We start from the raw sequence: 15,186 nt of genomic DNA on the forward strand, positions 1-15,186 counted from the left end.
TTTAACTGGCCGAATTTGGGGGGAGCCTACAAATTCCGGAATAAACAATAGAATCCTCAAATTCGATATATATGGGATTCGGGTTGTCTATAGTATACGTATCAATGAGCTCTCCGCGTATATTCAAATTGAAAGTTGGATGCATCCCAGTTATAAGCACCAATCCATACTTTGATAGTATATAATCTTTAACATTTGGAATTTGTGAATTCAAAAAGAACATAGCTAATGAATTTGAACGAAATAATAAAATGTACTGTTTATATTATCAACAGCTTCAATAAAATCATCTTTTGTATAAATATCCCTTTGAAGCAAAAAAGACTTTCCTGAAAGTGTGTTAAATGCTTCATAGTCATTTTTTGGAAAACAAACTTTTATACTTGTTTTTTATTAATCATTATCCAGTACCTCATAGGTAAAGTCGGCCGTTACCGTAACCTCTGTGATGGTGCGGTGGCAGGCGGCGAGGGTTACAAAAAGCAGGAGTATTAGGTTTTTTTTCTTCACGGTTAAGGTATTGCAAAAGATACCACAACAGTTAAATTTCGTTTAAATCATTGTGTAAAAAAATTGGCTATTACAAATTAAAAGGTTTGTAAGCCAGGGCTTTTTCAACTACTTCTTCTGCAGTTAAATTTTCATGGTATATCAAATCAGCAACTCTTGGGTGTAATACCTTAGATTCTAACTCTTCAATCCATTCATCAATTTCTTCTTGCGTACCCTTTGCAGACATAATCTTTTGAACAAGCACAATTAATTCTTGTTTGTTATTCGGCGTATCCATACCCATAATGATATTGTGGAGTTAATATTTCTTTATGAAATCTTGGTGTAACAATATAAAGATTATCCACATCATAAACACCACCTCCCAAATATATTGGTGTCCTATGGTGTAAAACATAAGTTTTTGCCTTTCCCAGCATTGTGCCTTAACAGGAGTTGGGGCTAAACCGTTTCTCATTTTTGTTATATTACTTTCTGAAAATTGATTTGCCAAATTAGGATCTTCAGCCACTGCTTTCCAAAAGCCTCTCTAAAATCATCAAAATTATTAAAATTTCTCCCTCTCAACCTATCCGCTACTGATTTTGGGACTAATCCCGCATTTCCATGCGATCCTTTTAGCCATCTTCCTGTTATTTCTTTGCCATTGCCAGCAGCAGTCCCGGGTCTATTTCTTCTACTTGCTAATGTTACTGCATCTTCACCGCCGTGAGCAAAAACGGTAAGCTCATTAGATAAATCTACAACTCCGTTCGCAACTGAATTTACATCGTCTATAACTCCAATTATTTCTTCACCAGCATCTCCTCCTTCTCTTCTCAAAATTGCGAAACCTTGACCTTCAGCATTCGTTAAAACTGACCCGTCTTGATTTTTTACAACTCCTTTTATTTCAAGTATTAAATTATTCCTAAACGAAAAAGATCTCAGGCAATGATTTCGGATTTACAATTAAATTAGGCAAGCCTATTCCAACTTCTACTGTCCCTCCATTAATAGCTCTAACTTTTGCTATCGCTTCCTTTGCAAGAGTCCAATCAAAATCTTTAAAAACACCTGCTGCTGCATCCCAAATTCGAATAATTGTATTAGTCTTTGATACTGTTCCTTCGACTACGATCTCAAAAACAGCCCCAGAATAATTACTAACGTCCTTCCATACAATTCGAAGACTTTGTTTAACGGCATTTGATACAGGTGTTAACACAGGACTTACGATATACTTAGTACCCTTAACCAAACCACCAATCGCCTTTGATACCAGATCCAATCTATCAAGAGTGACAAACATTGTTCGTAGCAAAGAACCGGCACCGCTTGCTGCAAGAGATTCCCCGCCTGTAATAATAGCAGCAATAATGGTAAGAATGTCATTACCCACCGAATGATAAAATAGACATGGCTTTGATGGATCATGCATTTCTTTAAGGCTTTTGCCAACTACCCTTATAAAACCCATCATGCCCCCGCCATGCGCGTTAATACTGTCACTCAATAATCCCCAGTCATTCCTGATGGCCTCACCAGTTTTAGGATCTTTTTGTTGCTCAGGCTTTATACCGGCTGAAAACACTAATTTAAGTGCGGTAGGAATACCTTCTATCACATCTACTAATCCATTGTAAATACCTATGTTAAACGCAAATGTGCCCCTGCTCGCCGTAAATTGAGTACAACCTGAAATCCCATATCCATTTTGGAATAGTTGATCAATGAGGGGAGTGAGTATGTTTAAAGGTAATAGCACATACTTGAATATAGCCTCATATTGAGGCTCATACTCTGGATCTCAACAATTCCAAACCCAACTGGGAATTTTCGCCTTACCAATACCCTTTGCCAGAAAATCTAATCCATCATATAGCGTTACGTAAAATTCCTGGCCAATACCTTGCAACTTATCAGAGAATCCCTGCCAGAATGTTCGTGGATCTATTGCATTGACAAATCCAAGACACGCATCACTAATTTCCGTTGTGGGATATTTAACGGTAACATGAGGCCTATTCTGTTTGTAGTATATACTTACAACCACATGGGTTTTGGAAGTAAACTTTGTAAATGCTATACTATCTTCGTCAGAAGTGGTTTCATCAGAGATCAACAAAACAACTTTCAGATTCCTGTATACAGTATTGTTTTCTGTTTGGGCTAATTTACCCTCGAAAAGGTCCTTTAAAAAACTGTTACCGGTAAAGTTCTTTGACGACTTATCTACAAAAAATACATTTGCCTGTAATTCCTTTGTATATTTTATAGTATTAGCATCAAAATCTACATTCTTAAGAATCCAGTCCTTTTTAGAGATAGTCAGTGAATTGGCCGTAATCTGTCCATCAAGAGAAGAAAACGAAAACTTAGAATCGTCGTAACCCGATTTAAAAACAGCGAGCCCCTCAATTCCTCGTTCCTCAATGCCTCGTTTCCTCGTTGCCTCGTTGCCTTGTTCTATTAAATTAATCCTTTATTTGTCAACCCTTTACTGTAACATTTTCGCGGCTGCTGCGTCAAATGAAACAAAAACCGGTTAATTTGTAATAGATAACAAACCTTAAACAGTCAATATGAGAAAATGGGCGCTTTTTATTGTAATCTCCTCTATGCTGGCAGCCAGCTGCGGTTTTGCCGGTAAACGCATCAAAGGAAACGGGCAAATATCTACCGAAAACCGGAATACCGGCAGCTTTGCCGGCGTTTCGTCGCATGGGTCTTTTGATGTATATGTGTCTGTAGGCAACACCACCTCCGTAAAAATTGAAGGGGAAAGTAATATTTTGCCTTATATCGAGACTTATATTGATGACGATAATTCCCTGCGCATTCAATCGAAAAAGGGCGTATGGCTGAGTACTGAAAAACCGGTTAAAGTATTTATTACCGCTCCCCGGTTCGGAAAAATATATTCCATAGGTTCGGGAGCTATCATCGGCGAAACACCCGTTGCCGATTCTACCAAACTCGATCTGCAGGTAAGAGGCAATGGCCGCATAGAACTGGATGTTGACGCCCCGGAAGTGTTGACGGTGCTCACCGGCAATGGCAGTATTAAACTAAATGGCCAGTCGAAAGATTTTGAATGTAAGGTACAGGGCAATGGAAATGTGAAAGCATTCGGTCTGATGGCCGAAGAAACAACAGTGAACATCCTTGGCAACGGCGATGCGGAAGTGTATGCCAGTGTAAAACTCGATGTAACTATTGGCGGTAATGGCAATGTTCGTTATAAAGGGAACGCGCAGCCTTCTACCCATATTACCGGTAATGGGAATATCAAACAGGTACAATAATTACATAACCATATAACCGAAACCAGTTATGAAGAAGATCACTGCTGTTATATTAGCCATAACCATTCTCGGCGCCTCCTGTATATGGCATGGCCGCAGGGTTAGAGGGAATGGTAAATTAACGTCTCAAAGCAGGCCCATTGGCGATATCAATGGGGTAGAACTGCATTCTTCTTTTGATGTGATCCTTTCCGAAGGCAGTCCGTCGAACGTAAAAATAGAAGCTGAAGAGAATCTTATTCAATATATAGACCTGCATGTTGTGAATGGGGTTGTGAATATTGAAACGGAAGACAACGTTTGGCTGCGGCCGAAAAGAAAGATAAAAATATTCGTTACCTCGCCTTCTTTCAACCGGATAGAGAATACCGGTTCGGGCAATATTACCAGCCAGACAAAATTATCGAGCGATTCACGAATAAATATCGACGTAACCGGCAGCGGCGATCTAAACCTCGACCTGGATGCGCCTGAAGTGAAAGCCAGTGTAACCGGCAGCGGTAATGTAAAACTTTCAGGTGAAACCCAAAAGTTCACTGCCGATATTACCGGCAGCGGCGATATCAGGGCCATGAATTTACTGGCTGAAGAATCGAATGTGGAGTTAACCGGCAGCGGAAATGCCGATGTGTATTCCAGTGTGAAAATGGCTGCCAGCATCACGGGCAGTGGCGATATCCGTTATAAAGGCGGCGCAGAGATCGTATCTAAAAGTATTTCCGGCAGCGGCGATCTGAAGAAAGTTGATTAGTTATTCAGTTATACAGTTATTCAGTTATTCAGTTTTAAAGCTTACTAGCTAAAAACTACATAACTGAATAACTTATAGATCCACATATTTCACTCTTATCCAAATGTCCCGGTTTCTACCCTTGTCATCGGTACATGAAATTTTAACCGGTCCTTCCTCTGGAATAAAGAACTGGCGGTTGCGCGCTTCCCCGGCTTTATAGAACTGGTTGTTTACATACCAGTACACCTTATGTACATCATTGCCAACATTACAGGAAAGCTGCAAAGGCTCAGGGTGTTTTTTGCTGATGAAATATTCCGAACCGTTGCGGGGTGAAGTAATGGCCGGCCCGCCTTCTTTGAATACGCGCTCACAGGCCGGGTTATGCGGCGGCATCTTTTCATATACAATATGCCTTTCTTCATAATAGCGCTGCATTTCGGGCGATACGGTGCGGAACCATTTCTTTTTATATCCATTGCCCGGCTGACAGGTTTTGCAATACGACATTTTATCATCGGCCGACAGTGCCACCTCCTGCATGTTATCGCATAACTGACTGGTTGAGATCAATGGAATAAAATAATCGGTTACGGTATTCTTACAATGTTCGCCGGGGGGCATACCCGTTTCGGAACATACCATCCTGATGTCGCAGTCTTTTGGCTGGGTAAACCATTCTTCATCGCTGTCGTAATCGATGGTATTGAAAATTTTGAATAATAACGGAGTGGCTATATTGGCGCCGCTTAACTCGGGAATGCCAAGGGCCGAGAAATTGCCCGTCCAGATACCTACCGTATATTTTCTATTATAGCCAATGCTCCAGGCATCGCGGCGGCCATAAGATGTGCCGGTTTTCCAGGCGATCTTGGGCATGTGCTCTGTGCTTTGCCAGTTCAAAGGAAAATCGGGCCGGTTAACTTTTGATAAGATCTCATTGATCATGAAGTTGGCAGCAGGCGTCAATATCTTTTCACCCTGGCCGCGTTGCTGAAAGGTATCCTGCGTGTACCGGGGCGAAACAAAGCGGCCGTTATTGGCGAAGATCGAATACAGTCCGGTCAGTTCTTCAAGGGTAGCGCCGCAGCCGCCGAGGATCAGCGACAAACCGAGTTTACGCTGGTCTTTTTTTATCTGTTGAAAATTACAGGCAGCCAGTTTGTCTACAAATGGATCTTTGCCCAGCCACTGTAACCCCTTTACCGCAGGAATATTGAGCGAATGTTCCAGCGCATATTCCATGGTCACATACCCATTGAACTGTTTATCGTAATTCTCCGGCGCATAGCCGTTATAGTTCACGGCTACGTCGGTGATGATGGCCTTTGGCGTCATAAAGCCTTCGTCGATGCACAACCCGTACAATAGTGGTTTCAACGTACTGCCGGGCTGGCGAATGGCTTTGGCGCCGTTCACCTGTCCGGCATCGATGGTGTCGGTGAAACTGGCCGAGCCAACGTAGGTGATCACATTATGCGTTTGATTATCGATTATGATCACCGCCGCATTGCGAATATTTTTCAACGTGAGAATGCGGGCATAATCGGCTACCAGCTTTTCAGTTTTTAACTGGGTATTTAATTCAATATTGGTTTTTATGGTGTTGCCGCCCTGTTGTTTCAGTTTCCAGGCTAGGTGCGGAATTAGCTTCGGCACTTCGCCGCGGGTAGCGGTCAGCGGTTCGCTCAACGCATCGGCAATTTCTTTTTGGGTGAACACTTTGTCTTTCGCAAACTGTTGCAGCCAGCGGTTGCGTTCCCGAACGATGCGGTCGTTGTGTTTTCCCATTACCAGCGAGGAGGGGCGGTTGGGAATAATTGACAGTGCGGTGATCTCGGCAAGGGAAAGGTGATCGGGATTCTTTTTGAAATAAAGAATGGAAGCCGATTTTACGCCTTCGATATTGCCGCCGTAGGGTACCAGGTTCAGGTACAGTTGCAGGATCTCATTCTTACTGTATTTTAATTCCAGTTGCAATGCGCGGAACATTTCAACCAGTTTATTTACGTAGGTGCGGTTCTTTGGTTCCAGCGCCCGGGCTACCTGCATGGTTATGGTGGAGGCGCCGGATGTGCGTTTAAGGCGAAAAATGTTTTTGCCAAAAGCGCGCACGATGGCCAGGGCGTTCACACCGGGATGCGAGTAAAAGTACCTGTCTTCTTTTTCGATAATGGTTTTACGTAACAGGGGAGAAATTTCTTCCAGTTCGGTCTTCATTCGCCATTTCTGATCGGCGGTAAGATAAGCATGCACTACTTCGCCTTTGCTGTCGGTGATAATTGTGGAGTATTCAATTTTATCCGGAACCGGAAATACCCAGTTAAGTGTGAAAAATATTATACACGTCGCTGCTACGGTTATCAGCAGGCGTTTGCCGTATTTAAGCGTTTTTCTGGTGGCGGGTTTACTGCGGCTCCAGGTTGCTACGCGATCGTACCAGGTATGTATTTTTTCGCGCCATTGCGCTTTTGTGCGCATATTCTGCTTGCTTTACTTTAATAACAAATTAACAGACCGGGTGAATAAATTGATTGTAACTTTCCGCTACAATTTCAATTCTATGGCTTTGTCAAGCCTTCCTCCTTAGTTTCCCTGCTAATTTCCGGTTTTCTTTCTATCAACAAAAGGAACAGTATAATATTTAATTCCTTCTTTGTATTTTAACGCCCAATACCCCGCCTGAATTGTTGATCGGTAAAGGTGGGAATAATCACGCCAAATACTTTAACCCTATATGCGTAAGTCCCTGTTCGCGCTGATTACAATAGGGGTGTCTGTTGTGTTCATAATAGCCGCCTGTAATCGTAGTGCTGTTTCTCTGAGTTATACCAATGCCAAAGGTGAAGTGCAATCCCTCGGTAACCTGGTTTTCCGTTTCGATAAATCCCTTGTACCCGATTCGCTGTTAAATCAATGGGATTCCACTGAATATATTTCATTTGAACCAAAGATCCCCGGGCGTTTCCGCTGGGAACATCCCGATGAACTGGTGTTCTCGCCGGCGCAGCCATTGTCGCCCGCTACCAGTTACCAGGCCTCGCTTCGCGGCGACCTGCTCGACCACAGCAAATACGGCAAGCTCGATAAAAGCGAAGCTATCAGTTTTTTCACACCCTACCTGCAACTGGATAATGCCAATGTAACCTGGATGCTGGCCGACCAGCATTCCACTACCCACTATCCACAGGTTGACCTGTACTTTAACTATGCTATCAGTCCGGCAGTAATAAAAGATAAAATGAAGCTGGAGCTGAATGGTAAACCGCTTACCTATAAAATAATAACTGAAGGCGCCGATAGCAGGGTTTCTTTACGTATTTCAGGGTTGAAAGTGGAAGATAAGGACCTGGATGCCAAAGTGAGTTTCGAGAAAGGGCTGGTGCCCGATGGCGGGGTTAACGGTACCAAAGAAGCCATCGAGAATAAAGTGTTCATTCCTTCGCCATTTAATCTTACCATCAACGATGTTCATGCCGAACATGACGGGTTGAACGGTACCGTATATGTGCGTACCAGCCAGCAGGTGATCATGAACAATGTGGCCTCGCTGATAAAGTTTAACCCTGCTGTAAAATTTACGGTTGAACAAACTGATGATGGTTTCAGTATAAGCAGTGATAAATTCGATGCCGACAAAAGTTATGTGTTTACCATTGCCAAAGGACTGAAAGGCCGGATCGGCGGTGAACTGCGCGAGCAATATGATAATAATGTTGCGTTTGGCGAATTGGAGCCTTCCTTACGTTTCGGTAACAGCAAAGCCGTTTACCTGAGCGCGCTCGGCAATCAGAATATTGAAGTACGCGTTACCAACATACCCCGGGTAAAAGTGATCATTTCAAAAATTTACGAAAGCAACCTGCTGGCCGCTCAACGTTATGGATACAGTCCCAAAGATGAAAGAGGGTCATCGGGCGAAGAGGATGGAGAAGAATATTATGGCGGCTATTATTATAATAACAGCGATGTTTCGTTCGGCGATGTGATCTACGAACAGGAAATAGATACGCGTTCATTACCCAAATACGGCAGCAGCCGGTTATTTACTTTCAATGTGGAAGACCGACTGCCCGATTTTAAAGGAATTTATCATATAAAGATCCGCTCGGCTACCGATTACTGGATCAGCGACAGCCGGTTTATTTCAAAATCAGATATCGGTTTAATTGCCCGCGAAGGAAAAGATAAACTGTTTGTATTTGCCAATTCCATCCACACCGCACAACCGGTGAACGGGATGAACGTGGTGGTGTATGGTAACAATAACCAGGTGCTGGGTACCGGCGCTACCAATGCCGATGGGGTGGCAGAAGTGGTTTTCTCGCGTAAAGATTTTGCCGGCTTCAAGCCGTCGATGATCATTGCGAAAACCGCCGATGACTTCAACTACCTGCCTTTCAGCAGTACCAAAGTAAATACATCGAGGTTTGAAGTAGGCGGGAAACGGGCCAACAGTACGGGCTTCGACGCGTTCATTTATGCCGAACGCGATATTTACCGTCCCGGGGAGAAAGTGAATTTCGCCGTTATCCTGCGCGACAGGCAATGGAAATCGCCGGGCGAACTGCCGGTGAAGATGAAGTTCCTGCTGCCCAACGGTAAAGAGTTGAAGAACTTCCGCAAAACATTGAATGCTCAGGGCGCTACAGACGGCGATGTAGATATTTCAGAAGCGGCTATTACCGGTAGTTATACGCTGGAAGTGTATACCTCGAACGATGTATTGCTGGCAAGCAAGAATTTCAGCATCGAGGAATTTGTGCCCGATCGTATTAAGGTGACAGCGCAACTCGATAAAACAGCGCTCGAACCCGGACAAACCGCCAACTTCTCGGTAAACGCGGTCAACTTCTTTGGGCCGCCTGCTGCCAATAGAAGTTACGAAACTGAAATACAAACAAGCGCTGCTTATTTCGGTGCGAAAAGATACAGCGGCTTTGATTTTGGCATCGTGAACCAGGGCATGTCGTTCGACAAAGTGGTGAAGGAAGGCAGTACCGATGAGAATGGTAATGCAAAACAGACCTTCGAGGTGCCGGCTTTGTTTGCGAATAAAGGGTTATTGAAAACGACATTTTATGCTACGGTGTTCGATGAAACCGGCCGCCCGGTAAGCCGTAGCGCTTCTGCCAATATCTATACCCAAAAAGTGTTCTTTGGTATCGGCAGCGATGGATACTGGTATTATCCGCTGAACCAGGCAGTGAAATTCCCGTTGATTGCGCTCGATAAAGACGAGCATGTGCTCAATGGCGCCAGGGCCGAGGTAAAAGTGATAAAACATGAATACCGTACCGTGCTTACCAAATCGGGTAGTTATTTCAGGTATGAATCGCAAAAGGACGATAAGGTAGTGGCTGACCAGCATATCACCATCAGCGGTGAAAGCGCTTTTTATCCATTTGTTCCCCGTTCACCCGGTGAATATGAGATACGCGTAAGTATCCCCGGTGCTACCAGTTATGTGAGCAAAAGATTTTACAGTTATGGTTTCTGGGGTGGCGATAATGCTTCATTTGAAGTGAATACAGAAGGTAATATAGATATCGCTGCAGATAAAACCACGTATGAAGCAGGCGAGAGCGCCAGGCTGTTGTTCAAAACGCCGTTCAGCGGCCGCATGCTGGTAACTATGGAAACCGATAAAGTGGTGTCGTACCAGTATGTAAATGTAGAGAACCGCACTGCCTCGGTTGATCTTAAAGTTACAGCCGAACATTTACCAAACGTGTATGTTACGGCCACGTTGATAAAACCACATGATGTAAGTGAGGTTCCGTTAACTGTAGCGCATGGTTACAAGAGCCTGAAAGTAGAAGAGAAGAACCGGAAGATCAATGTAGAAATAGTAGCGCAGAAATCGGTTCGTTCACGTACGCACCAGAAAGTAACCGTAAAGGCCGCGGCTAACAGTTATGTAACGCTGGCGGCGGTTGATAACGGGGTGTTGCAGATAACTGATTTCGATACGCCTGATCCTTACGATCACTTTTATGCTGCCAAAGCGCTTGAAGTAAATGGTTATGATCTGTATCCGCTGTTATTTCCCGAACTGAAGGCTACGCTGAGCAGTACGGGTGGTGATGGTGATCTGGAAATGAGCAAACGTACCAACCCCATGCCGGCCAAACGTTTCAAGGTCGTTTCTTACTGGAGCGGTACTACCAAAACAGGTTTGAGCGGCGATGCAGCGTTTGAGTTTGATATTCCGCAGTTCAGTGGTGAAGTGCGGTTGATGGCCGTTGCGTTCAAAGATGAATGTTTCGGTAGCAGCGAAACCACCATGACCGTTGCCGACCCGCTGGTGCTGAGCACGGCATTGCCAAGGTTTTTAAGTCCGGGCGATACGGTGAATGTGCCCATCACTATAACCAATACAACAAAGAACACGGCATCGGCCACGGCTTCGCTACATGTGAGCGGTCCGTTGAGTGTGCTGGGTGATAAAGAACAATCGCTCTCTATCAATAGTAACAGCGAAGGGCAGGCCATCTTCCAGGTGGTAGCGGCGCCTGCTGTTAATACGGGCAAAATAAAAGTGGAAGTAAAGGGACTGGGCGAGCAATTTACCGATGAAACGGAGATCAGCATTCGTCCGGCTTCGCCGTTGCAGGTGGTAACGGGCAGCGGTTCGTTTACCGGCGGCAATGTACAACGTGTAAATATTCCGTTGAATGATTTCCTTCCCAACAGCACCGATTATCAACTGGTGGTAAGCCGAAACCCCGCGCTGGAATTGGGTAAACAGTTGCGTTACCTGGTTTCTTACCCGCATGGTTGTACCGAGCAAACCATTTCAACTGCCTTCCCGCAATTGTATTATGGCGACCTGGTTGATCAAATGCAAACCAATAAATCGGGCAAGGCCAGCGCCAACTGGAATGTGCTGGAAGCCATTCGTAAAATAAAAATGCGGCAGTTGTACAATGGCGCCGTTACCCTGTGGGATGGAGAAGGCTCAGAGCATTGGTGGGCAACCGTGTATGCAGGGCATTTCTTACTGGAAGCGCAGAAGGCCGGATTCGAAGTTGACAAGAGTGTGCTGAACGGAATTCTCAACTACCTGAACAACCGGTTGAAGAATAAGGAAACGGTTCTTTATTATTATAATCAAAGCCAGAACAAAAAGATAGCGCCGAAAGAAGTTGCGTACAGTTTGTATGTGCTGGCATTGGCGGGCAAACCTAATATAAGCGCCATGAACTATTACAAATCGAATGCGGCACTGCTGAGCCTCGATTGTAAATACCTGTTGAGCGTGGCTTATGCTGTAGCCGGCGACAAAGCGAAGTTCCGCGAGTTGTTGCCCGGTTCATTCAGCGGTGAAGTATCGGTAGCGCAAACCGGCGGCAGTTTCTATTCAGATATCCGCGATGAAGCCATTTCGCTGAACGCGTTGCTCGATGCCGATCCTTCCAATGCGCAGGTACCTGTAATGGCCACACATGTGAGCAATAAATTAAAACAACGCCAGTGGTACAGCACACAGGAATGTTCGTTCAGTTTCCTGGCCATGGGTAAAATGGCGCGCGCCGCCAATAAGGCAACGGTTTCTGCCGACGTAAAAGTGGGTGGCAGAACGGTTGGAAGCGTATCGACCAGTTCGCTAAAACTCACCGCCAAACAACTGAATGGAACCAATATCGAGATCGCTTCGAAAGGCGAAGGCCTTTTGTATTATTACTGGCAAAGCGAAGGCATCAGCGCCAGCGGAGCTTATAAGGAAGAAGATAACTATATTAAAGTGCGCCGTCATTTCTTCGATCGTTATGGCCGTACTATAGATGGAAATTCATTTATGCAGAACGACCTGGTGATCGTGCAGATTACGGTAGACAAAAACTATAGTGGTTCGGTAGATAATGTGGTGATCACAGACATTTTACCGGCAGGGTTCGAGATCGAGAACCCGCGCACAAAAGAGATCCCGGGTATGGACTGGATAAAAGATGCAGCAACGCCGGTGGCGCTCGATGTACGTGATGATCGTATTAATTTGTTTGATGATCTGAGGTATAACAGGCAGGTTTATTATTATGCCGTGCGGGCGGTTTCGCCGGGTAACTACCGCATGGGCCCCGTAAGCGCCGAGGCCATGTATAATGGAGAATATCATTCTTATAATGGAGCCGGAGTGATCAGGGTGAGTAAGAAGTAGTATGTAAGTTTAAATTTGGAAGTGCTGTCTGCAGCTGCGGATGGCACTTCTTTTTTCACGATATTTGTTGATACCCATACCACAAAAATGCCAGCGCCTTTACTTCAAATAAATAACCTGCAGGTAGACTTTGTCACTGAGATCGGCACCACAACGGCGGTGAACAATATTTCACTCACTGTGAACCGTGGCGAAATTGTGGCCATAGTAGGCGAATCAGGTTCTGGTAAATCGGTTACCTCATTGTCGGTGCTGCAACTGTTGCCAAAACCACCGGCGCGTTATACCACCGGCGAAATTCTTTTTTCTGTAAATGGCGAAGAACCGGTAAACCTGTTAACGCAAACAGCTGAACAAATGCGCGCCATTCGCGGTAACCACATAGCGATGATCTTTCAGGAGCCAATGACCTCCCTGAACCCCGTATTTACCTGCGGGCACCAGGTGCAGGAGGCGTTGCGGCTGCATTTGAAGATTGCCAAAAAAGAAGCAAAGCAAAAAACGATCGAACTGTTCAAACAGGTGCAGTTGCCCAATCCCGAAATGTTATACCGCCGGTATCCACATCAATTGAGCGGCGGACAAAAGCAACGGGTGATGATCGCGATGGCGATGAGCTGCGAGCCTTCCTTACTGATCTGTGATGAGCCAACTACAGCGCTCGATGTTACAGTGCAAAAGACTATTCTGCAGTTGATAAAAGAGTTACAGCAAAAGCGGCAGATGGGCGTTATTTTTATTACACATGACCTTGGGGTGGTAGCTGAAGTGGCCGACAGGGCAGTGGTGATGTACCGCGGTGAAATTGTTGAATCGGGCCGGGTAGCGGATCTTTTCACCAACCCGCAACATCCCTATACAAAAGGATTGCTGGCCTGCCGCCCGGTTTTGCATCCCAGGGGTGAAAGACTGCCCATTGTCAGCGACTTCCTCGAAAATAACCGAACGTTTGACTTGCACCGTTATTCCCAGGCTGCTGTTCAACCGGTTGTTGAGAAACAACCTGATGTTGTTAAGCCGCCCTTTATTCAGGTATCGCGGCTGAACGTTTGGTTCCCTTCTAAGAAAAACCTGTTGGGCAAACCGCTTGAATATGTAAAGGCGATCGATAATATCCGTTTTGAAATATACAAAGGCGAAACGCTGGGGCTGGTGGGTGAGTCGGGCTGCGGTAAAACAACGCTGGGCAGAACACTGCTGGGGCTTATTCAGCCAACTTCCGGCTCGGTGTATTATGACGGTACCGATCTGTCGAAGATCGATGCCGGTACCATGAAGGAAATGCGTAAAGACATTCAGATCATTTTCCAGGATCCGTATTCTTCACTGAATCCCCGGTTAACGATCGGTTCGGCCATTGCAGAACCGCTAAAGGTGCATAGTATCATAAATGGCAGTATGCAGCGGAAGGACAAGGTTGTGGAGTTGCTTGAAAAAGTGAACCTGAAGGCGGAGCACTTCAATCGCTACCCGCATGAGTTTTCGGGCGGTCAGCGGCAACGGATCGTTATTGCGCGTGCATTGGCGTTAAATCCTTCCTTTATTGTTTGTGATGAATCGGTATCGGCCCTGGATGTAAGCGTACAGGCGCAGGTGCTGAACCTGCTGAACGATCTGAAAGCGGAAATGGGTTTTACCATCGTCTTTATTTCACACGACCTGTCGGTAGTACGATATATAAGCGACCGCATTATGGTGATGAATAAAGGAAAGATCGAAGAAATAGGAGATGCGGAGCAGGTGTATTTCAAGCCGCAAAAAGAATATACAAGGCAGTTGATCGCGTCAATTCCAAAGGGAAGATAAGTTTGTTGTCGTTTTATTCGGAACCTCTGATCAATTGCCTGCTGACTATATACACTGCCGCCATTGATCCGCTGGTATAAAAAAGCGCGAGTTGAACAACAAACTACAAACCATAAACCACAAACTGCTAAAAGCAACTATCTCTCAGCATTTTCATATATACTTCTCCTTTTTCTCTTGCAAACTGAATATTTCGTTTGGGTATTTCTTCGGCATTGCCATAGAACTGCACGGCTTTGCGAATCTGATCTTCACGTAAAAAATGTAACATGGGGTAAATTGACCGGTTGGTGTAATTGGCCGGATCATCGGGGGCGCTGCCTTCGAACTGGTATAACGGATGAAACGTGGCCAGTTGGTAAACGCCATCATAACCTTTTTGCTGTAACAGCTTTTCGGCAAATGCAATTAATTGCAGGTAGTCGTCGAACTCGTGGAAAGCATTGGGAAAGATCAGCAGGGTAGTAGCGATGTTTTTATCGCGGTAGAGCCGTTTGCATTCTTTCAATATTGCATCGCGCGCATCGGTGCGTTTGGCGCTGTGCTCAACCTGGTAATGAATGGCATTGTTCTTAAATTCCCGGTTGGCAAAGGGGCAGAAGTTTAGTCCTATTACAATTTTTTGTATCCAGTTTTTCGTTTGTTCTATGATCTGTTGGTCATTTCCCATGGGACGAAGGTAAGTT

9 protein-coding genes and 1 pseudogene are annotated in these 15,186 nt (G+C 45.0%); 4 read left to right on the forward strand and 6 right to left on the reverse strand.

From position 1 onward, the window contains the following. Positions 1 to 580: 580 nt before the first annotated feature. The 4 genes and pseudogenes from A4R26_RS23855 to A4R26_RS23865 form a co-directional block, all read right to left on the reverse strand. Positions 581 to 790, reverse strand: coding sequence for a bacteriocin immunity protein (locus A4R26_RS23855; RefSeq protein WP_081169105.1), 210 nt, complete (start codon positions 788 to 790; stop codon positions 581 to 583). Beyond that, on the reverse strand, positions 774 to 932 hold the full coding sequence (locus tag A4R26_RS36300) for a pyocin-S2/colicin E7-DNase domain-containing protein (RefSeq protein WP_369332940.1): 159 nt from the start codon (positions 930 to 932) through the stop codon (positions 774 to 776). The genes A4R26_RS23855 and A4R26_RS36300 overlap by 17 nt, the downstream gene beginning before the upstream one ends. A 47-nt stretch (positions 933 to 979) precedes the next feature. Then, positions 980 to 1,335: pseudogene (locus A4R26_RS36305) on the reverse strand (pyocin-S2/colicin E7-DNase domain-containing protein); the annotation flags it as partial. A gap of 88 nt (positions 1,336 to 1,423) precedes the next feature. Further along, the gene (locus tag A4R26_RS23865) at positions 1,424 to 2,260 is read right to left on the reverse strand and encodes a hypothetical protein (RefSeq protein WP_081169052.1); all 837 of its coding nucleotides are present in this window, start codon (positions 2,258 to 2,260) and stop codon (positions 1,424 to 1,426) included. 817 nt (positions 2,261 to 3,077) lie between these two features. Here A4R26_RS23865 and A4R26_RS23875 point away from each other — a divergent pair. Together A4R26_RS23875 and A4R26_RS23880 are read left to right on the forward strand one after the other, a co-directional pair. Continuing rightward, positions 3,078 to 3,800: a head GIN domain-containing protein gene (locus tag A4R26_RS23875; protein ID WP_081169054.1), complete on the forward strand. Its 723-nt coding sequence runs from the start codon at positions 3,078 to 3,080 to the stop codon at positions 3,798 to 3,800. Between the two features lie 28 nt (positions 3,801 to 3,828). After that, a complete protein-coding gene (locus tag A4R26_RS23880) occupies positions 3,829 to 4,551 on the forward strand; it encodes a head GIN domain-containing protein (protein WP_081169055.1) in 723 nt (240 codons plus the stop codon). A 72-nt stretch (positions 4,552 to 4,623) separates the two neighbouring features. Here A4R26_RS23880 and pbpC read toward each other — a convergent pair whose 3' ends face one another. Next, positions 4,624 to 7,014 (reverse strand): penicillin-binding protein 1C, encoded by a 2,391-nt coding sequence (pbpC, locus tag A4R26_RS23885; protein WP_081169056.1) that lies wholly within the window; start codon positions 7,012 to 7,014, stop codon positions 4,624 to 4,626. A gap of 256 nt (positions 7,015 to 7,270) precedes the next feature. Here pbpC and A4R26_RS23890 point away from each other — a divergent pair, with 256 nt between their 5' ends. Next, positions 7,271 to 12,694 carry an alpha-2-macroglobulin family protein gene (locus tag A4R26_RS23890; protein WP_081169057.1) on the forward strand — a complete coding sequence of 1,808 codons (5,424 nt, stop codon included), beginning with the start codon at positions 7,271 to 7,273 and terminating at the stop codon, positions 12,692 to 12,694. Between the two features lie 87 nt (positions 12,695 to 12,781). Further along, complete coding sequence (locus tag A4R26_RS23895) at positions 12,782 to 14,500, forward strand: ABC transporter ATP-binding protein (protein WP_081169106.1); 1,719 nt, start codon at positions 12,782 to 12,784, stop codon at positions 14,498 to 14,500. 127 nt (positions 14,501 to 14,627) lie between these two features. Here the strand turns inward: A4R26_RS23895 and A4R26_RS23900 are convergent, their stop codons facing one another. After that, positions 14,628 to 15,170: a DUF1415 domain-containing protein gene (locus A4R26_RS23900; protein ID WP_081169058.1), complete on the reverse strand. Its 543-nt coding sequence runs from the start codon at positions 15,168 to 15,170 to the stop codon at positions 14,628 to 14,630. Between the last annotated feature and the right edge of the window lie 16 nt (positions 15,171 to 15,186).

It is taken from the genome of Niastella populi, assembly GCF_002078015.1.
GTDB classification, from domain to species: Bacteria; Bacteroidota; Bacteroidia; order Chitinophagales; family Chitinophagaceae; genus Niastella; species Niastella populi.